Annotated in this window: 18 protein-coding genes; 7 read left to right on the top strand and 11 right to left on the bottom strand. The window is 71.5% G+C overall.

What is annotated here, in order from left to right; translation table 11 throughout:
- Window positions 1-665: 665 nt before the first annotated feature.
- Entirely contained in the window at window positions 666-2,117 is a 1,452-nt protein-coding gene (locus ACLJTM_RS23400; RefSeq protein ID WP_411105639.1) for an APC family permease, read from the bottom strand.
- 86 nt (window positions 2,118-2,203) lie between these two features.
- Between ACLJTM_RS23400 and ACLJTM_RS23395 the strand changes: the two genes are divergently transcribed.
- Both ACLJTM_RS23395 and ppgK read left to right on the top strand, forming a co-directional pair.
- Window positions 2,204-3,208 carry a 4-hydroxy-3-methylbut-2-enyl diphosphate reductase gene (locus tag ACLJTM_RS23395; protein ID WP_411105638.1) on the top strand — a complete coding sequence of 335 codons (1,005 nt, stop codon included), beginning with the start codon at window positions 2,204-2,206 and terminating at the stop codon, window positions 3,206-3,208.
- 21 nt (window positions 3,209-3,229) lie between these two features.
- Entirely contained in the window at window positions 3,230-3,988 is a 759-nt protein-coding gene (gene ppgK, locus ACLJTM_RS23390; protein ID WP_411105637.1) for a polyphosphate--glucose phosphotransferase, read from the top strand.
- Between the two features lie 151 nt (window positions 3,989-4,139).
- Here ppgK and ACLJTM_RS23385 read toward each other — a convergent pair whose 3' ends face one another.
- Entirely contained in the window at window positions 4,140-4,583 is a 444-nt protein-coding gene (locus ACLJTM_RS23385) for a DUF6542 domain-containing protein (RefSeq protein WP_411105636.1), read from the bottom strand.
- A 219-nt stretch (window positions 4,584-4,802) separates the two neighbouring features.
- Between ACLJTM_RS23385 and ychF the strand changes: the two genes are divergently transcribed.
- Entirely contained in the window at window positions 4,803-5,891 is a 1,089-nt protein-coding gene (gene ychF / locus ACLJTM_RS23380; protein WP_411105635.1) for a redox-regulated ATPase YchF, read from the top strand.
- 133 nt (window positions 5,892-6,024) lie between these two features.
- Here the strand turns inward: ychF and ACLJTM_RS23375 are convergent, their stop codons facing one another.
- The 3 genes from ACLJTM_RS23375 to ACLJTM_RS23365 form a co-directional block, all read right to left on the bottom strand.
- Complete coding sequence (locus ACLJTM_RS23375) at window positions 6,025-6,288, bottom strand: type II toxin-antitoxin system RelE family toxin (protein WP_411105634.1); 264 nt, start codon at window positions 6,286-6,288, stop codon at window positions 6,025-6,027.
- Window positions 6,281-6,550: a type II toxin-antitoxin system Phd/YefM family antitoxin gene (locus tag ACLJTM_RS23370; protein WP_019434848.1), complete on the bottom strand. Its 270-nt coding sequence runs from the start codon at window positions 6,548-6,550 to the stop codon at window positions 6,281-6,283. Before ACLJTM_RS23370 ends, ACLJTM_RS23375 begins: the two co-directional genes overlap by 8 nt.
- 305 nt (window positions 6,551-6,855) lie before the next feature.
- Window positions 6,856-7,437: a Uma2 family endonuclease gene (locus ACLJTM_RS23365; protein WP_411105633.1), complete on the bottom strand. Its 582-nt coding sequence runs from the start codon at window positions 7,435-7,437 to the stop codon at window positions 6,856-6,858.
- Window positions 7,438-7,545: 108 nt separating this feature from the next.
- On the opposite strand from ACLJTM_RS23365, the gene ACLJTM_RS23360 reads away from it, so the two are divergent.
- Window positions 7,546-8,298 (top strand): hypothetical protein, encoded by a 753-nt coding sequence (locus ACLJTM_RS23360; protein ID WP_411105632.1) that lies wholly within the window; start codon window positions 7,546-7,548, stop codon window positions 8,296-8,298.
- Window positions 8,299-8,599: 301 nt separating this feature from the next.
- Here the strand turns inward: ACLJTM_RS23360 and ACLJTM_RS23355 are convergent, their stop codons facing one another.
- On the bottom strand, window positions 8,600-9,160 hold the full coding sequence (locus ACLJTM_RS23355; RefSeq protein WP_411105631.1) for a hypothetical protein: 561 nt from the start codon (window positions 9,158-9,160) through the stop codon (window positions 8,600-8,602).
- A 79-nt stretch (window positions 9,161-9,239) separates the two neighbouring features.
- Between ACLJTM_RS23355 and ACLJTM_RS23350 the strand changes: the two genes are divergently transcribed.
- Window positions 9,240-9,926, top strand: coding sequence for a response regulator transcription factor (locus ACLJTM_RS23350; RefSeq protein ID WP_411105630.1), 687 nt, complete (start codon window positions 9,240-9,242; stop codon window positions 9,924-9,926).
- Window positions 9,923-11,317: an ATP-binding protein gene (locus ACLJTM_RS23345; protein WP_411105629.1), complete on the top strand. Its 1,395-nt coding sequence runs from the start codon at window positions 9,923-9,925 to the stop codon at window positions 11,315-11,317. Before ACLJTM_RS23350 ends, ACLJTM_RS23345 begins: the two co-directional genes overlap by 4 nt.
- 12 nt (window positions 11,318-11,329) lie before the next feature.
- Here ACLJTM_RS23345 and ACLJTM_RS23340 read toward each other — a convergent pair whose 3' ends face one another.
- Window positions 11,330-11,872 carry a MarR family winged helix-turn-helix transcriptional regulator gene (locus ACLJTM_RS23340; protein ID WP_411105628.1) on the bottom strand — a complete coding sequence of 181 codons (543 nt, stop codon included), beginning with the start codon at window positions 11,870-11,872 and terminating at the stop codon, window positions 11,330-11,332.
- Between the two features lie 132 nt (window positions 11,873-12,004).
- Between ACLJTM_RS23340 and ACLJTM_RS23335 the strand changes: the two genes are divergently transcribed.
- Window positions 12,005-12,829, top strand: coding sequence for an NAD(P)H-binding protein (locus ACLJTM_RS23335; protein WP_411105627.1), 825 nt, complete (start codon window positions 12,005-12,007; stop codon window positions 12,827-12,829).
- 139 nt (window positions 12,830-12,968) lie between these two features.
- Here ACLJTM_RS23335 and ACLJTM_RS23330 read toward each other — a convergent pair whose 3' ends face one another.
- The 4 genes from ACLJTM_RS23330 to ACLJTM_RS23315 all read right to left on the bottom strand — a co-directional run bounded on the left by ACLJTM_RS23330 (window position 12,969) and on the right by ACLJTM_RS23315 (window position 17,755).
- Window positions 12,969-14,393: a GH1 family beta-glucosidase gene (locus tag ACLJTM_RS23330; protein WP_411105626.1), complete on the bottom strand. Its 1,425-nt coding sequence runs from the start codon at window positions 14,391-14,393 to the stop codon at window positions 12,969-12,971.
- 170 nt (window positions 14,394-14,563) lie between these two features.
- A complete protein-coding gene (locus ACLJTM_RS23325; protein WP_411105625.1) occupies window positions 14,564-15,388 on the bottom strand; it encodes a carbohydrate ABC transporter permease in 825 nt (274 codons plus the stop codon).
- On the bottom strand, window positions 15,388-16,290 hold the full coding sequence (locus ACLJTM_RS23320; RefSeq protein WP_411105624.1) for a carbohydrate ABC transporter permease: 903 nt from the start codon (window positions 16,288-16,290) through the stop codon (window positions 15,388-15,390). Before ACLJTM_RS23320 ends, ACLJTM_RS23325 begins: the two co-directional genes overlap by 1 nt.
- Before the next feature lie 112 nt (window positions 16,291-16,402).
- A complete protein-coding gene (locus tag ACLJTM_RS23315; protein WP_411105623.1) occupies window positions 16,403-17,755 on the bottom strand; it encodes an ABC transporter substrate-binding protein in 1,353 nt (450 codons plus the stop codon).
- Window positions 17,756-17,759: the final 4 nt, after the last annotated feature.

The raw sequence follows: 17,759 nt of genomic DNA, 5'->3' as shown, positions 1-17,759 counted from the left end.
CCGCCTGAGCCGCCGGGGCCAGCTGGGCCCCCGGACGCTCCGCGCCGCCCCGGGGCGGCCGGGGCCCAGCCGCTGCCTCAGCTCGCGGGGGGCCTCACTCGGCCGGCCTGCCCCGCCCGTCCCGCCCGGGGTCGCCGGGGTGCCAGCCGGTGCCTCAGCCTGCCGGGTTGCCCTACCTGCCCGCCCGGCCGGCCTGCCCCGCCCGTCCCGTTCGGGCCACCAGAGCCGCCCAAGCTACCTGGGCCCTCCGGGCCGCCTGGGCTATCAGGGCCGCCCGAGCCACCTAACCCCTCCAGGCCGCCTGGGCCCCCAGGCCCTCCAGGCACCCCTGGCCACCTGGGCCACCCGGACCATCAGGGCCGCCCGGGACCCTCCGCGCCACCCAGACCTTCCGGGCCTTCCCGCCCCCCAAACCCTCCGGGCCAGCCAGCCCCCAGACCCTCCGGGCCAGCCGGGCCCCCCAGGCCCTCCGGGCCCCCTGGCCACCTGGGCCACCTGGGCCCCCTGGGCCGCCCGGGCCGCCCCAGCCACTTCGGCCCTCCGGGCCACCCGAGCCCCGTGCCACCCCGCGCTACGCGCCACCCCGGCGCTACGCGCCACCCACACCCTCTGAGCCCTCCGGGCCAGCCGCGCCGCCGGGGCCACCCCGACCCTCCGAGCCCGCGCTACGCGCCACCCACATCCTCTGGGCTCTCCGGGCCACCCGCGCCGCCGGGGCCACCCGGACCCTCCGGGCCGGCCAGGCCACCCCGGCCCCGCGGGCCGGGGTGGTGGCGGCCGCGTTGGGCGGCCAGGACTCCCAGGCCCGCCGCCAGCCAGACCGCTCCCACCAGCTGCGCCTCCCACGCGGCCTCCACGATCACCGCGACCGTCACCACCGCGCCCAGCACCGGCACCAGCAGGTGCTTCCACCAGACCGGGGCGCCCTCGCGCCGCTGCACCACGAACCAGCCCACCACCGACGCGTGCAGCAGCGTGAAGGCCACCAGCGCCCCGACGTCCACCACCGAGACCAGGTGCCCGAGCCCGTCGTCGCGTCGCGCCGCCCATACCGCCGCGACCAGCGTGATCGTGGCCGCCACCAGCAGCGCCGGCCGCGGGGTCCCGCCCGAGGTCCGCGCCAGCACCCCCGGCAGCCGCCGCTCCCGCGCCATCGCGAACACCAGCCGCCCGGCCGCCGCCTGCCCGGCCAGCGCCGCGAAGGCCGCCCCGACCGCCTTGCTCACCGCCACCAGGTCGTGCAGCCACGTACCGACCGAGGACTGCACCGCCGTGTAGAAGGCGGGTCCCTGCTGCGCCGGATCCGCCGCCAGCTCCGCCGCGGAGACGGGCATCAGCAGCGCCGCCAGATAGCTCTGCGCCACGAACAGCAGCCCCGCCAGCGCCAGGCAGAAGAGCACCGCACGCGCCACCCGCTCCGAGCCGCCCGTCACCTCCTCCGCGAAGGAGGCGATCGCGTCGAAGCCGAGGTACGACAGCACCGCCACGGACACCGCGCCCAGTACCGCCGCCACCGAGAAGCCCAGCGAGCCGTCCCCGGTCAGCGGCGAGAGCCAGCCCCGCCGCGGCCCGTCCTGGACCAGTACGGTCACCGCGGCGGCCACGAAGACCAGGAGCACCAGCACCTCCACCGCCAGCACGGCGAAGCCCACCCGCGCGGCCGCCCGTACGCCCCACAGGTTGAGCGCCGTGGTGACCACCACGGCCAGCGCCGTCCACACCCAGCGGGAGACCTCCGGGACCAGCGCGTTCATGGCGATCCCGGAGAACAGGTACGCCACCGCCGGGATCAGCAGGTAGTCGAGCATCGCCATCCACCCGGCGATCAGCCCCGGCCCTTCGCCCAGGCCCTTGCGGGCGTACGTGAACACCGAGCCGGCCTGCGGGGCGACCCGCACCATCTGCGCGTACGAGAACGCCGTGAAGGCCATCGCCACGGTCGCCGCGAGGTACACCAGCGCCACCGCGCCGTGCGAGGCGGCGTCCAGGGCACCGAACACGCCGACCGGGGCCATCGGGGCGATGAAGAGCAGCCCGTAGACGACCAGGTCGCGGAAGCCGAGGCTGCGCCGCAGTGCGGCGGGCGCCGCCTTGCCGGAATCCGTCACGGACGCCATCCATCCTCCGGGGGACAGTCGGGACAGGGTTTCGACCCAGTCTCTGCCGAACGGGCGACGACCGGCCTGCTGAGGACCCCCGTACGATGGAGCGCATGACTGCTTCCGCCCCTGCTGCCGCTTCCCGCCGTGTCCTGCTCGCCGCGCCCCGCGGCTACTGCGCGGGCGTGGACCGTGCCGTGATCGCCGTCGAGAAGGCGCTCGAGCAGTACGGCGCGCCGGTCTACGTACGCCACGAGATCGTGCACAACAAGTACGTCGTCCAGACCCTGGAGAAGAAGGGCGCGATCTTCGTCGAGCGGACGGAGGAGGTGCCCGAGGGCTCCATCGTGATGTTCTCCGCGCACGGGGTGGCGCCGGTGGTCCACGAGGAGGCGGCGCGCGGCCGGCTCGCGACGATCGACGCGACCTGCCCGCTGGTCACCAAGGTGCACAAGGAAGCCGTCCGCTACGCCAACGAGGACTTCGACATCCTCCTCATCGGCCACGAGGGCCACGAGGAGGTCATCGGCACCTCGGGCGAGGCCCCGGACCACATCACGATCGTCGACGGCCCCGACGACGTCGCGAAGGTCCAGGTGCGCGACGAGTCCAAGGTGGTCTGGCTCTCCCAGACCACCCTCTCCGTCGACGAGACGATGGAGACGGTCGACGCACTGAAGACGAAGTTCCCGCTGCTGGTCTCCCCGCCGAGCGACGACATCTGCTACGCCACCTCGAACCGGCAGGCCGCCGTCAAGGCCATGGGCGCCGACTCCGACCTGGTCATCGTCGTCGGCTCGAAGAACTCCTCGAACTCCATCCGCCTCGTCGAGGTCGCCCTCGACGCGGGCGCCCGGGCGGCCCACCTGGTCGACTTCGCGAGCGAGATCGACGAGGCCTGGCTGGAGGGCGTCACCACGGTCGGCCTGACCTCGGGAGCCTCGGTGCCGGAGGTGCTGGTCGAGGAGGTCCTGGAGTGGCTCGCGCAGCGCGGCTACGCCGACGTGGAACTCGTCAAGACGGCCGAGGAGTCGATCGTCTTCTCGCTGCCGAAGGAGCTGCGCCGCGATCTTCGTGCGGAGGCAGCGGAACTGGTCGCCGACAGGTAACTCGTTTCGTACGGTATGTCCATGGAGATCTTTGGTGTGGACATCGGCGGATCCGGGATCAAGGGCGCTCCCGTGGACCTGGACCGCGGCGACCTGGCACAAGAGCGTCACAAGGTACTGACACCGCAGCCGGCCACCCCCGACGGGGTGGCCGGCTGTGTCGTCGAAGTGGTGCGCCACTTCGACTGGGACGGCCCCGTCGGGGTCACCTTCCCCGGGGTGGTCACCGGCGGCGTCACGCGGACGGCCGCCAACATGGACAAGGCCTGGGTGGGCGTCGACACGGCGGCCCTGCTCTCCGACCGGCTCGGCGGGCGGCCCGTCACGGTCCTCAACGACGCGGACGCGGCGGGCGTCGCGGAGATGACGTACGGAGCCGGGCGCGGGAAGGCCGGCACGGTCATCCTGCTCACGCTGGGCACCGGCATCGGCAGTGCCCTGTTCACGGACGGTCGGCTGGTCCCGAACACGGAACTCGGCCACCTGGAACTGAAGGGCCACGACGCGGAGACGCGCGCCTCGGTGAAGGCGAAGGAGGACGGGGAGCTCAGCTGGGAGCACTGGGCGCACCGGGTCCAGAAGTACCTCGCGCACGTGGAGATGCTGTTCTCCCCGGACCTCTTCATCATCGGCGGCGGTGTCAGCCGCAAGCCGGAGAAGTTCCTCCCGCTGATCGAGGGCATCCGGGCCGAGATCGTCCCGGCGCAGCTCCAGAACAACGCGGGCATCGTGGGAGCGGCGATGGCGGCGCGGGGCGCGCCGAAGGAGCCGAAGGCCTGACCGCCGGGGCGGCCCCGCCGGGGCCGGCCGCAGGCCGGTCGGCCGGGGCTGGCCGCCGGGGCTGGCCGCCGGTCGGTCCGCCGGGGCGGCTCGCGGTGGTCCCGGCCGGGGCGGCCGGGCCGGACGGGGCGGCCCCCGGCCGCCGCTGCGCTCAGGAGGTGGGGGCGGTGCGGCGTGGCAGCCGCCGCCTGCCGATCAGTACGGCCTTGCGGACGAGGGCGATCAGCGCGGCGAGGAGGGTGCCCGCGTACAGCCAGCCCGCGTGCAGGGACAGGGCCGACACCATCCCCATGAGGTGCCCGCCGAACCCGCCGGAGCCGCCGGAGAGGGGCCACACCCCGGCGGCGAAGGCCAGCGGGGCGTTGACGGGCGCGGTGATCAGGTCCGCGGGCCGCACCCAGAGCGCGGTGGCGGCGGCCACGGGCACGAAGAGCAGCCCGTAGACGAAGAGCGAGGAGTCGAACAGCAGCCAGGCGGCCCCGCTCGCCAGCAGCATCGCGGCGCACGAGAAGAGGCCCCCGCCGAGCCCCGTCAGCCGCGGCCGCGGCAACCGCCGTACGAACGCCGCGGGCCGCGGGCCGCCCTGGACGGGCACGGCCGCGCGCCCGGCCGTCCGCCTCCGGCGCTGCGCGGGAGGTCGCTGGGGGTGAGGGGCTGATCGCGTCCTGTAGTGCTCCACCCTTCCAAAGTAGGTGGGGAGGCCGCCGGATCCGGCCCCGGACACGCGTACATCCACCGCCACTCATCGGAAAGTAAACTGTCCGACGGCCCACCTTCGGGCCGCCGCCCCCTCCAGCTACGGGAAGTCGCCAACGTGTCGCTCACGATCGGAATCGTCGGCCTGCCGAATGTCGGCAAGTCGACCCTGTTCAACGCCCTGACCAAGAACGACGTGCTGGCGGCCAACTACCCGTTCGCCACCATCGAGCCGAACGTCGGTGTCGTCGGCGTCCCCGACGCCCGCCTCGCGGTCCTCGCCGGCATCTTTAACTCGCAGAAGGTCCTCCCGGCGACCGTCGACTTCGTCGACATCGCCGGCATCGTGCGCGGTGCGTCGGAGGGCGAGGGCCTGGGCAACAAGTTCCTCGCGAACATCCGCGAGTCGGACGCGATCTGCCAGGTCATCCGCGCCTTCAAGGACGAGAACGTCGTGCACGTCGACGGCAAGGTCTCCCCGAAGGACGACATCGAGACCATCGACACCGAGCTGATCCTCGCCGACCTCCAGTCCATCGAGAAGGCGGTGCCGCGCCTGACGAAGGAGTCCCGCCTGCAGAAGGAGAAGGTCGCGGTCCTGGCGGCGGTCGTCGAGGCGCAGAAGATCCTCGAAGCCGGTGACACGCTCTTCTCGAAGGGCATCACCAAGGGCACGGAGAAGGGCGACCTCCTCCACGAGCTCCACCTGCTGACCACGAAGCCCTTCCTCTACGTCTTCAACGTGGACGAGGACGAGCTGACGGACGAGGCCTTCAAGGCGGAGCAGGCCGCGCTGGTGGCTCCCGCCGAGGCGATCTTCCTGAACGCGAAGCTGGAGCAGGACCTCGCGGAGCTGGACGACGAGGAGGCCCTCGAACTCCTCCAGTCGGTCGGCCAGGACGAGCCCGGCCTCGCCACCCTCGGCCGCGTCGGCTTCGCCACCCTGGGCCTGCAGACCTACCTGACGGCAGGCCCGAAGGAAACCCGCGCCTGGACCATCAAGCAGGGCGCGACCGCCCCGGAGGCGGCCGGCGTCATCCACACCGACTTCCAGCGGGGCTTCATCAAGGCCGAGGTCATCTCCTTCGCGGACCTGGTCGAATGCGGCTCGGTGACGGAAGCCCGCGCCAAGGGCAAGGCCCGCATGGAGGGCAAGGACTACGTCATGCAGGACGGCGACGTGGTGGAGTTCCGCTTCAACGTGTAATCGTGCGCATACTGCACGTTAGCTACTGAGTCAAACGTGCAGGCCGGAAGGGGTCGGACTCTGTCGAGTCCGGCCCCTTCGCCATCACCGTGCTGGATGGGTGCTGGATATTCTGACGCGTGGTCAGCGGCAATCAGATGTCGTAAACGGTGGACCGGTGTCCCACGTGAACGACCCAGACCACCAGTTCCCCGTTGTCGATCGTGTAGACGACGCGGTAGTCGCCGACGCGCAGCCGGCGTCGTTCGGGCTGGGACACCAGTGCGGTGGTGTTGAAGCCGAGGGGGTCGGCCTCCAACTCGGCCAGCTTGGCCAGGATGCGAAGCGCCATGTCGCGGGGGATCTTCCGGAGCTCGGCCTGCGCCTCGGGGCGGAAGATGGTTCGGTACTCACTCACCGCGTGCCAGCGTCTCCCTCATGATGTCCTCGATCGGGATGCCGGGCGCGGGGTTGGCCATGCGCTCGTCGATGATCCGGTTGATCTCGCGCTCTTCCCACTCCTGGTACTTGCGCAGCACCTCGATGGAGACGACGGCGGCGACTTCCTTGCCCCGGCGTGTGATCACAGTGGGCACGTCGTCGCGGTCGGCGCGCTCCACGACCTCGGCGAGGTGGGCACGCACATCACGGATGGACTCTATGGGCAGCGGCTGCGTCATGCGCTCAAGCGTACCGAGTGTCCCATGTGTACACAACGTGTCGCCGACGCGGGCGACGGACTTCGTCGCGGTCGCGCGTGCTGGATGTGCTGGACGAACCTGCACCGTGCTGGATGGGTGCTGGATGAGGGCTCCGAAAACCAGGTTTTCGCAGGTCGGAGCGCTGTGCTGAACGTTCCGCTTCAACTTGTGATCGTTCCGTGACTGCACGTTAAATGATTTCGTCAAATGTGCAGGTCAGAAGGGGTCGGACTCTGGTGAGTCCGACCCCTTCTGCATTCCCGTGCTGACTTGGTGCTGACTTGTCAGCTGCTTCGGGGCGGTGTGAGCTTGTCGAGGTCCAGGCTGACCTCGAAGGGCACGGGGCGCTGGAGAGTGCCTCGGAAGATGCCGGCGGGCGCGTAGGCGCCGGTGGGTCCGTCGAGCTCGTAGACGTGGACGACGGGAGCACCGTCCTCGTCCTCGATGCACCAGTAGTGTGGGATGCCGGCCTCTGCGTACTTGCGGAGCTTTACTGTGCGATCGCGATGGGCGGACTCGGGGGAGACGACCTCGATGACGAGCTGGACGTCTTCCGGTGCGAACCAGGTGCGGTCACCGTCGAAGTCGACCGTCGTCACCAGCAGGTCCGGTTCGGGACGGTTGCGTGGGTCGAGCTTGATGGTCATCTCACGGCCGACTCTGGTATCGGCGGGCACCTGCTCCATGAGTGCGACCGTGAGCATGGTGACGAGGTGGCCGTGCCACCACCTCTGCGGCGACATCATGAAGACGAGGGCTCCATCGATCAATTCGGTGTGGCGTGGTGCCTCGGGGAGGCGGTCGAGGTCCTCCGCGAACCAGCCTTCCGCGCGCGGCGGGCGCATCCAGTCGGGCAGTGCGGTCATGGCTTCACGGTAGCGGCCCGCAGCTCAGGCTGGAGTGCCAACGATCTCGGCCGGATGATTTTCGGCAACTTTCCGCGCTGCAACCAGCCACCTGCCTAGCATCCGGTCATGAGCCACTCAACGGTTCAGATCGCCACAGTGGTCATTTCCGTGGCGGCTCTCGTCTTCTCCACGACGGCCGCGTTTTGGGCTCTCGTCTACAACCGGCGTCAGGCGAGGGCGGTTGCCCAGGCCAACGCCCTCACGGAGAAGGCCCAACGGGAGCAGGCGGAGCCGTACGTCATCGTCGACATCAGGCCTCGTATCCCTGGCTCGTCATTGCTTGTGTTGGTGATCGAGAACATCGGCCAGACGCTGGCCCGCAACGTGAGCATCTCGGTGAGTCCTCCGCTCCAGACCACTCTGGGGGCCGAGCGGGCCGAGACCCTCAACCGCGCTGTTGGTCGGCGCATCGCGACCCTTCCTCCCAAGCGCCGCATCCCCTTCGTCATGGATGTGGGCCCTCAACTGTTCTCCTCGGAGCTGCCCAAGGTCTACGAGTTCCGGGTGGAGTCGGACGGACCCTTCGGTCGCGTGGACCCGCTCACCTACACGGTGGATCTCGAAGCTCTCAGGGACAGTGCCCTTGAGACCGATTCGACGGAGTGGAGCGCGCACCTGATCGCCAAGCACCTCAAGAGGAGTGCGGATGCGCAGGAGGAGCAGTCTTGCTCCGTCGAAGCACTGAGCCGTCAGATTCAGAGGGTACTGGAACCTCAGAACCCGGAACACGAGGCGGACATTGAGGACGCTGGCTCGGTGGAGTCCGCCGTCCGGCAGATCCCCATGGAGCCGATGGGTGATGGTGGTGCTCTCGCGTGATGGATGCCGTAGTCCCGTGCTGATTCGTTGCTGACTTGGACCGCCAAGAATTGCGTTTGCGCAGGTCAGAGCTCTACGCGACACGTTCCGGTTGAACGTGTAGGCAGCTGCGCGCCGCAACGCAGATGACTTAGCAGACATGCAGCTCAAAGGGGTTCGACTCTTCGGAGTCGAACCCCTGACGTAACGAGGGTGCGGGGCCGGCGGAATGGCGTCGAGCCCGGTTCTCCCGTGCTGAGCCCGCACGGGGCCCGCACGGAGCCCGTGCTGAGTCCGTGCTGGACCAGCCTTCGTGGCCGCGTCAGGGGTCGACGATTTCGACGGCCGGGGCGTGGTCGTGCCAGGTGCAGAAGACCGAGACCTCGCGGCCGTCCCGGGTGAAGGTGACCCGGATCCAGTAGTCCTGCTTCCACACCTGCATCCGCCAGCCCGCCGACGGGGTTGCGGACACCAGCTCGGCCGAGGTCCCGCCCAGGTCGAAGACGACCCGGCCGCCGGTGACCGGATAGGCCTTGACCTGCCCGCCGTCGCTCTGCGGGGGCTGCCGGTACGGGTTCGGCCCGGACTTCGCCGGCGGCCCTGCGGAGGGGTCCGCCGACGGCGGCGCGGACGGGGACGCCGACGCGCTCGGCGAGGGTGAGGGGGACGCCGACGGGGAGGCGGCTGCGGATTCGGGGGTGGCCGGCGAGGGCGACCGCGCGTCGTGCGTGGAAGAGGACAGCGGCTGCGCGGCCAGCGGCACCGCGAGCGGCGGATCGTAGGCCGTACCCGACATGACGGTGTGCACGCCCCACCAGGACAGCGTCACCGCAGCCCCGGTCGCCAGCATCCACGCCATGGCATGTACAAGTCCTCGTAGCATCAGAGCACATACTGCACCACCCGCCACAAGAGTGTCCCGACACCCCGGGTGGTCCCCCGAATGGGCTACGGTGCGGGCCATGGCAAGTGTGCTCGTGGTCGAGGACGACCAGTTCGTACGATCCGCCCTCATCCGGCACCTCACCGAGGCCTCGCACACCGTGCGCAGCGTCGGGACGGCCCTGGAGGCCCTGCGCGAAGTCGCCCACCACCGCTTCGACGTGGTCATCCTCGACCTCGGGCTCCCCGACCTGGACGGGTCCGAAGCACTGAAGATGCTGCGCGGCATCACCGACGTACCCGTGATCATCGCCACCGCCCGCGACGACGAGGCGGAGATCGTGCGGCTGCTCAACGACGGCGCCGACGACTACCTCACCAAGCCCTTCTCCGTCGAGCACCTCTCCGCCCGGATGGCAGCCGTCCTGCGCCGCTCCCAGGCCGCGGCGACCGAACCGCCCTCGCGGGTGCTGCGCGTCGGCGGGCTGGCCATCGACCCGCTGCGCCGCCAGGCCCGGCTGGACGGGACGGCCCTGGACCTCACCCGGCGCGAGTTCGACCTGCTGGCCTTCCTCGCCGGACGGCCCGGGGTCGTCGTGGCCCGGCGGGAGCTGCTCGCCGAGGTCTGGCAGCAGTCCTACGGCGACGACCAGACCATCGACGTCCACCTGTCCTGGCTGCGCCGCAAACTCGGCGAGACCGCCGCCCGGCCGCGCTACCTGCACACGCTGCGGGGGGTCGGGGTCAAGCTGGAACCGCCGCTGTGAGATGGGCCCTGGTCAAGGTGTGCCTGGCGGTCACCACCATGGTGGTCGTGGCCTTCGCCGTGCCGCTCGGGCTCGTCGTCCAGGAGATGGCCAGCGACCGGGCCTTCTCCAACGCCGAACGGCAGGCCGCCACCATCGGGCCGACCCTGTCCATCACCACCGACCCCGGACAGTTGAGCAAGGCCGTGGAGTCCACGCAGATGGGCGCGGCCCGGCGGATGGCCGTCCACCTGCCCGCGGTCGGCGACGGCGCACCCGTGGACATCGGTACGGGCCGGGCCGGGGAGTCCGCCGTGGCCGAGACCCGGCGGATCGGGCGGGCCACCACCGCATCGGTGCGCGGCGGCTCGGCCCTGCTCCAGCCGACCGCCCTCGGGTCCGGGGACATCGCGGTGGTGGAGGTCTTCGTACCGGAGAGCGAGGTCAGCAACGGGGTCGCGACCGCCTGGGTGGTGCTCGCCGGCGTCGGCCTCGCCCTGATCATCGGCTCGGTCGGAGTGGCCGACCGGCTCGGCGCCCGGCTGGTGCGGCCCGCCGGACGGCTCGCGGACGCCGCACACCAGCTCGGCGAGGGACGGCTCGGGGCGCGGGTCCCCGAGCAGGGGCCCAAGGAACTCCGGTCGGCAGCCGTCGCGTTCAACGCGATGGCGGACCAGGTGGTCGAACTCCTCGCCAACGAAAGGGAGCTGGCCGCCGACCTCTCGCACCGGCTGCGGACCCCGTTGACGGTGCTGCGCCTCAACACGGCCTCCCTCGGCGACGGCCCGGCCGCGGAGCAGACCCGGGCGGCGGTGGAGCAGTTGGAGCGCGAGGTCGACACGATCATCCGTACGGCCCGTGAACAGCGGCCGGCGACCGGTCTGGTCGGGGCGGGCGCGGGCTGCGACGCCTCCGAGGTCATCCGCGACCGGATGGCCTTCTGGTCGGCGCTGGCGGAGGACGAGGGCCGCGAGGTGCGGCTCGCCGGGGTGGACCGCCCGGTGCGCATCCCGGTGGCCCGGCCCGAGCTCGCGGCCGCACTCGACGCCATGCTCGGCAACGTCTTCCGGCACACCCCCGAGGGCACCCCCTTCGCGGTGGACGTCCACGACGCCTCCGACGCGGTGATCGTGCTCGTCTCCGACGCGGGCCCGGGCATCGCCGACCCGGATGCCGCGCTGCGCCGGGGCAACGACGGGGGCCGCGACGGCTCGACCGGTCTGGGCCTGGACATCGTGCGCCGGGTCGCGGAGTCCACCGGCGGCGACGTCCGGCTGGGACGCTCGGTGCTCGGCGGCACGGAGGTCCGGGTGTGGATCGGGCTGGACGACCGGGCCCGTGGCGGCTCGGGTGCGGCGCGTGGCGGGCGCGGGGCCCGGCGCGGCAGCCGGCGCATGCGGGGCCGCACCTGAGCGGTCGCGGCCTCAGGCCGTGGCGTCGGCGTCGGCTTCGGCCTCAGCGCCGGCGTTCAGCCGTTGTGCCTGGGCTCGGCCGACTTCGGCGGCGCGGTGCAGGTAGTCGGCGATGACGCCGAGTTCGGCGTCGGAGTAGCTCTCCAGTACGGCGCCGAAGGCCCGGCCGGGGGTGTCCCAGGCCGCGCCGATCCGCTCGCGGGCCTCGGGTGCGAGGGCGACGAGGGAGCGGCGGCGGTCGTGCGGGTCGGCGTGGCGCTCGACGATGCCCGCTTTGACCAGCCGGTCGACGAGGCGGGTGGCGGAGCCGGAGGTCAGGCCGGTGAGCCGGGCGATGTCGCCCGTGCTGACCGGGCCCGGCTCCATGTCGAGCAGGGCGATGCACTGCATGTCGGTGGGGTGCAGCCCGACGTGGTCGGCCATGGCCTGGTTGAACAGCGAGTAGTCGGCGTAGTGCCGCTGGCTCTCGGTGACGATGCGGGCGAGCAGCTCGGCGCGGCTCCACTCGGCCTGCTGGTCGCGTGCCTCACCCGTACGGGGGGAATTGGTTGACATCGGCTTCTCCGTGCTCCAAATTTATCTGTGTGACGCAGTGGATGCGTCTCGCAGAATCTGTGTCACATGCTCATCCTATCCCGTAGTCCGCCCGGCCCGCAGGGCCCGGACGGAGGAGAAAGAGGTACTGCCATGTCGATCCTCGTCACCGGCGGCCGCGGCGCTGTCGCCCGCAGCCTGTCCGCCCGACTCGCCGCCCACGGCCTGCCGCACCGGGTCGCCTCCCGCGCCCCGGATGCGCCACCCGGTACCGTCCGCTGCGACCTCACCGATCCTTCGACGTTCCCCGCGGCCCTGAGAGGGATCCACTCCGTCTTCCTCTACGCCGAGGCCACCGCCGTCGAGCGTTTCGTGGAGGAAGCCGTCGCCGCCGGAGTCGAGCACATCGTGCTGCTGTCCTCCTCCTCGGTGCTGGGGCCCGGCGCCGCGGACAGCCCGCTGTCCGCGGCCCACCTCGCCGTGGAGCAGGCTCTGGAGGCCTCCCCGCTGCGCGCCACACTGCTGAGGCCGGGGTCCTTCGCCGGCAACGCCCTCGGCTGGGCCCGGCCGCTGGCCTCCGGCCGGCCGGTGCACCTGCCCTACCCGGGCGCGCACACCGACCCCGTCCACGAGGCCGACCTCGCCGAGGCCGCCTTCACCGTCCTGACCGACCCCGCCCGGGCGGGCGGGGCCCACACCCTCACCGGCCCGCAGTCGCTGACCTTCGCCGAGCAGCTCGCGATACTCGGCTCGGTCCTGGGCCGGCCCCTTCCCTTCGAGGCGGTTCCCGCCCGGCGGTGGAGGGCCGAGGCCGAAGGGCACATACCCGGCCCGTACGCCGACGCCCTCCTCGACTTCTGGGCTGCCTCCGACGGAGTCCCCGTGGAGACCACCGACGCCGTCGAGCAGCTCACCGGTCACCCGCCGCGCACCTTCGAGACCTGGTGCCGGGACCACGCCGAGGCCTTCGCAGCCTGACGCGGACTCCCGGGGCTGCCGGGGCGGGAGGGGGCTGGGGAGGCTGGAGCTGCCGGGGAGGTCGGGGAGGCCGGCCGGCCTCCGCCTGATGACCGGCGCGCCCGTGCGGCGGTGGGCCCACAGGCCGGGAAGGGGGTGCCTACAAGGTGCCCGTGCGGGCCAGGCGGGCGTACCAGTGGGCGCTGGCCCGCGGGGTGCGGGCCTGGGTGGCGTAGTCGACGTGGACGATGCCGAAGCGCTTGCTGTAGCCGTAGGACCATTCGAAGTTGTCCAGCAGCGACCAGAGGTAGTAGGCCTCCACGGGGGCGCCGTCCGTGACCGCCCGGTGCACGGCGGTGAGATGCTCCTCCAGATAGCGGATCCGCTGCGGATCGTGCAGGTCGGGTGCGTACGCGGCGCCGTTCTCGGTGACCATCAGCGGCAGCCCGGGAACCTCCCGGGCGAACCGCATCAGCAGGTCGTACAGGCCGGTCGGGTCGATCGACCAGTTCATGTCGGTCAGTTCGCCGGGCGGCTGGTGGAAGGCCACGTCCTGGGCCCCCGGCCAGGGGGAGTACGCCGTGGCCCCGTGACCGTCGGATCGGGGGCCGCCCCCGTCGGGAGCCGCCGACACCACCGCCGGGGTGTAGTAGTTCACGCCGAGGAAGCCCAGCGGCTGGTGGATCAGCGCCTCGTCGCCGGGGCGGACGAAGGACCAGTCCGTGAGCCGGGCGGTGTCGGCCTTCAGATCCTCGGGATAGGCCCCGTGCAGCAGGGGTCCGGTGAAGATCCGGTTGGCGAGGGCGTCGATGCGGCGCTGCGCGTCCAGGTCCTCGGCCGAGCCGGTCAGCGGCCGCACCGCACTGGGGTTGAGGGCGATCCCCACCCGTGCCGAGGAGGGCAGCGCCGCCGCGGCCAGGCCGTGGGCCAGGTTGAGGTGGTGGGCGGCCCGCAGAGAGTCCGCGGGGGAGGTGCGCCCGGGGGCGTGCACCCCCGAGGCGTAGCCGAGGAAGGCGCTGCACCAGGGCTCGTTGAGGGTGGTCCACAGCTGCACCCGGTCGCCCAGCGCCCCGGCGACGGTCTCCGCGTACGCCGCGAAGGCATGGGCGGTCTCCCGTTCGGGCCAGCCGCCCGCGTCTTCCAGCTCCTGCGGCAGGTCCCAGTGGTACAGGGTCAGGCAGGGCTGGATGCCGTGCGCGAGCAGCTCGTCCACCAGGGCGTCGTAGAAGCCGATTCCGCCGGCCAGTACCCGGGGCCAGGAGACGGAGAAGCGGTAGGCCCCCAGCCCCAGCCGGTCCATCAGCGCGACGTCATCCCGCCACAGCCGGTGGTGGTCCACCGCCACGTCGCCGGTGTCTCCGCCGTGCACCTTTCCGGGCGTGCGGCAGAAGGTGTCCCAGATCGAGGGGCCGCGCAGCTCGGCCGCCCCCTCGATCTGGAAGGCAGCCGTGGCCGCCCCCCACACGAACCCGGCCGGGAAGCGGAGTGGTTCCTTCTGCCGCTCCTCCTGCGCGGGGGAAGCCGCCGGGGTTTCTGTCGGGGTTCCCGGCGGGGTTCCTGTCGGGGCCCCTGTCGCGGTGTCCACCGCAGTTCCGGCCGGGCTTCCCGCCACGGAGGCCGTTGCAGTGCGGGCCGGGCTTCCCGCCGCGGAGTCCGCTGCGGAGGCCGTCGCAGTGTGCGTGTCAGTGTCCGTCGCAGTGTCCGCCATGGAGTTCGTCGGGGTGGTTACCGGTGGTGTGTTCATGGATGCGTTCGTCAACCCTTCACGGCTCCCTGCATGATGCCGCCGACGATCTGGCGGCCGAAGACGAGGAACACCAGCAGCAGCGGGAGCGTGCCGAGCAGCGCACCCGCCATGATCACGGACTGGTCGGGGATGTAACCCCGACCCAGACCCGTCAGGGCCACCTGCACCGTCGGGCTGCCGTTCTGGGTCAGCGCGACGATCGGCCAGAAGAAGTCGTTCCAGGCCATGACGAAGGTCAGCATGGCCAGCACCGCCATCGCGGGCCGCGCCGCGGGGAACACCACGTGCCACACGACCCGCAGGGCACTGGCACCGTCCGACCGCGCCGCCTCCACCAGTTCCGTCGGCAGCGCCTGCGCCAGGTACTGCCGCATGAAGAACACGCCGAAGGCGGACACCAGCGTCGGCAGGATGACCGCCTGGAGCCGGTCCGTCCACGCGAGCTCGGCGATCAGCATGTACAGCGGGACCACGCTCAGCTGCGGCGGGATCAGCATGGTGGCCACCACCAGGGACATCAGCAGCCGCCGGCCGCGGAAGCGCAGCTTGGCGAAGGCGAAGCCGGCCAGGGTGGAGAACAGCACCGTGCCCGCGGCGACCGTGCCCGCCACGATCACCGTGTTCAGCAGGGCGACGCCCATGTTGGCGTCGGTCCAGGCGGTCTGCAGGTTGCGCCCCAGATTCCCGCCGAACCAGAACGGCGGCGGGGTCTGGGCCAGCCGGGTGTTGCTCCGGGAGGCCGCGATCGCCGTCCACACCAGCGGGAAGAGCGAGCCGGCGGTGAACAGGGCGAGCACCGCATACGTGAACTTGCCCGCGCGCAGGGAACCCATCAGGACGCCTCCCGTCCGCGCAGCAGCCGTGCCGCGCCCGCGATGACCAGCAGGATCAGGAACATCGCCCAGGCGATGGCGGAGGCCCGCCCCAGGTGCAGGTTCACCCAGCCCTGCTCGTACAGGTAGAGCCCGAGCGTCTGGAACTGGTGGTCCGAGCCGCCCGTGGCGCCCGCGCCTCCGTTGAACAGCAGCGGTTCGCCGAACAGCTGGGTCGCTCCGATCGTCGACACCACACAGGTGAAGAAGATCGTCGGTCGCAGCGAGGGCACCGTCACATGGAGGAACTGCTGCCAGCGGGAAGCCCCGTCCAGCGCGGCCGACTCATACAGCTCGCCGGGCACGGCCTGCATCGCCGCCAGGTAGATCAGGGCGTTGTAGCCGGTCCACCGCCACACCACGATCGTCGAGACCGCCAGCTGGGAGGCGAAACTGCCGTTCTGCCAGTCGACCGCGTCCAGACCCACCTGCGAGAGCGCCCAGTTGACCATCCCGTAGTCCCGGCCGAAGAGCAGCACGAAGACGAGGGTGGCGGCGGCGACCGAGGTCGCGTACGGGGTGAGCACCGCGACCCGGAAGAACGCCGAACCGCGGACCCGGTAGTTGAGCAGGTGGGCCAGGCCGAGCGCGATCAGCAGCTGCGGCACCGTGGACAACAGCCCGATGGTGACGGTGTTGCGCAGCGCGTTCCAGAAGAACTCGTCGTCCCACAGCCGGGTGAAGTTCTTCAGCCCCACCCAGGTCATGCTGTCCGGATCGGTCAGCTCCACCTGGTGCAGTGCCGCCCAGCCCGTGTACAGCAGCGGGAACAGCCCGAAGGCGGCGAAGAAGAGGAAGAAGGGCGCCACGAAGGCGTACGGGCTCCAGCGCAGGTCCCACCGGTAGCGGCGCGAGCGCCACACCTGGCTCCTGCCCGCGCCGCCCTTGCCCCCCGCCCCCTCCTCTCCCCGCCGTGCACGGGGAGAGGAGGGAGAGGAAGGGGACAGGACAGCCGTCTCGTCCGTCACTGGTGCCTCACTGGTCCAGGGCGTTGTCGATCGCCTTCACCGCGGCTTCCCAGCCCTCCTGCGGTGAGCGGCCCTTCTGGTCGACCTGGAGCATGCCGATGTCCGCCAGGTTCTGCGCGATCAGGAGGTCCTTGGGGCCGAGCGCCGCCACCGGCACGCTCTGCGCCGCCTTCGCGAAGATCTCCCCGATCGGGGCGCCGCCGAAGTAGGCGTGCTGTGCGCCCGAAACCGACGGCAGCGCGTACGCGGCGCTCGCGCTCGGGAAGCTGCCCCGCTTCTCGAACAGCTTGGCCTGCTGGGCCGGAGCCGTCAGCCATGCCGCCAGCTTGGCGGCCTCCTCGGCGTGCTTGCCGGCCTTCGGCACCACGAGGAAGGAGCCGCCCCAGTTGCTGGGCTTGGGCGCCTGCGCCACGTCCCACTTGTCCTTGCCCGCCGGACCCGCCTTGTCCTGGATGTAGCCGAGCATCCAGGCCGGGCAGGAGAGGGTGGCGAAGGTGCCGTTGGAGAAGCCCTGGTCCCAGGTCGGGGTGAACTGCTGGAGCTTGGCGCTCAGCCCCTCCGTGGCGAAGGAGGCCGCCAGGTCGAAGGCCTCGCGCACCGCCGGGTTGGTCTTGTAGACGACCTTGCCCTGGTCGTCGTAGAACCGCTGATCGCTGCTTCCGGTCACCGCTGCCATCACGCCCGAGGCGGAGTCCACGAAGGCCTTGCCCTCGCCGGCCTTCGCCTTGTACGCCTTGCCGGCCTCCAGGTACTTGTTCCAGTCGCCGGCCCACAGCGCACCGACCGCGGCCCGGTCGGTGGGCAGCCCGGCCGCCGCGAACAGGTCCTTGCGGTAGCAGATGCCCTGCGGGCCGATGTCGGTGCCGAGGCCCACCGTGGGACCGGTGCCCTTGGCCCCGCCCGCCGTGCCCTGCGCCCACTTCCACGGCAGGTAGGCGGACTTGTCCACGCCCGCGGTCTTGCCGAGGTCCACCAGCTTGTCGGCCTGGGTGGCGGTGATCTCGGCGATGTTGTTGACCTCGACGGCCTGGATGTCCGCGAGTCCGCTGCCGGTGCCGAGGTGGGTGAGCAGCTGCGGGTAGTAGTTCTCGTTCCGCTCGATGGAGGTCTGCTCGATGCGGATGCCGGGATTCTGCGCCGTGTACTCGTCGTAGAGTCCGGCCTCCTGGAGGCCGAAGGCTCCGAAGACCCCGACGGTGAGCGTCGTCTGCGCACCGCCGCCCGCCTTGTCGCCGGACGCGCCGCCCGATCCGGACGGCCCCTCCGGGTCCTGTGCGCAGCCCGCGAGCAGCAGGGCTGCCGCGGCCAGCGCGGTACCGGTGGTGACGAAGCCTCTTCGGGCTCTGGATGGGGCTCGCATGTGC

Source organism: Streptomyces sp. cmx-4-9, from assembly GCF_046548835.1.
Taxonomy (GTDB): Bacteria; Actinomycetota; Actinomycetes; order Streptomycetales; family Streptomycetaceae; genus Streptomyces.
The sequence above is the reverse complement of the archived record's forward strand: the minus strand, read 5'-3'. Positions and strand labels throughout refer to the sequence as shown.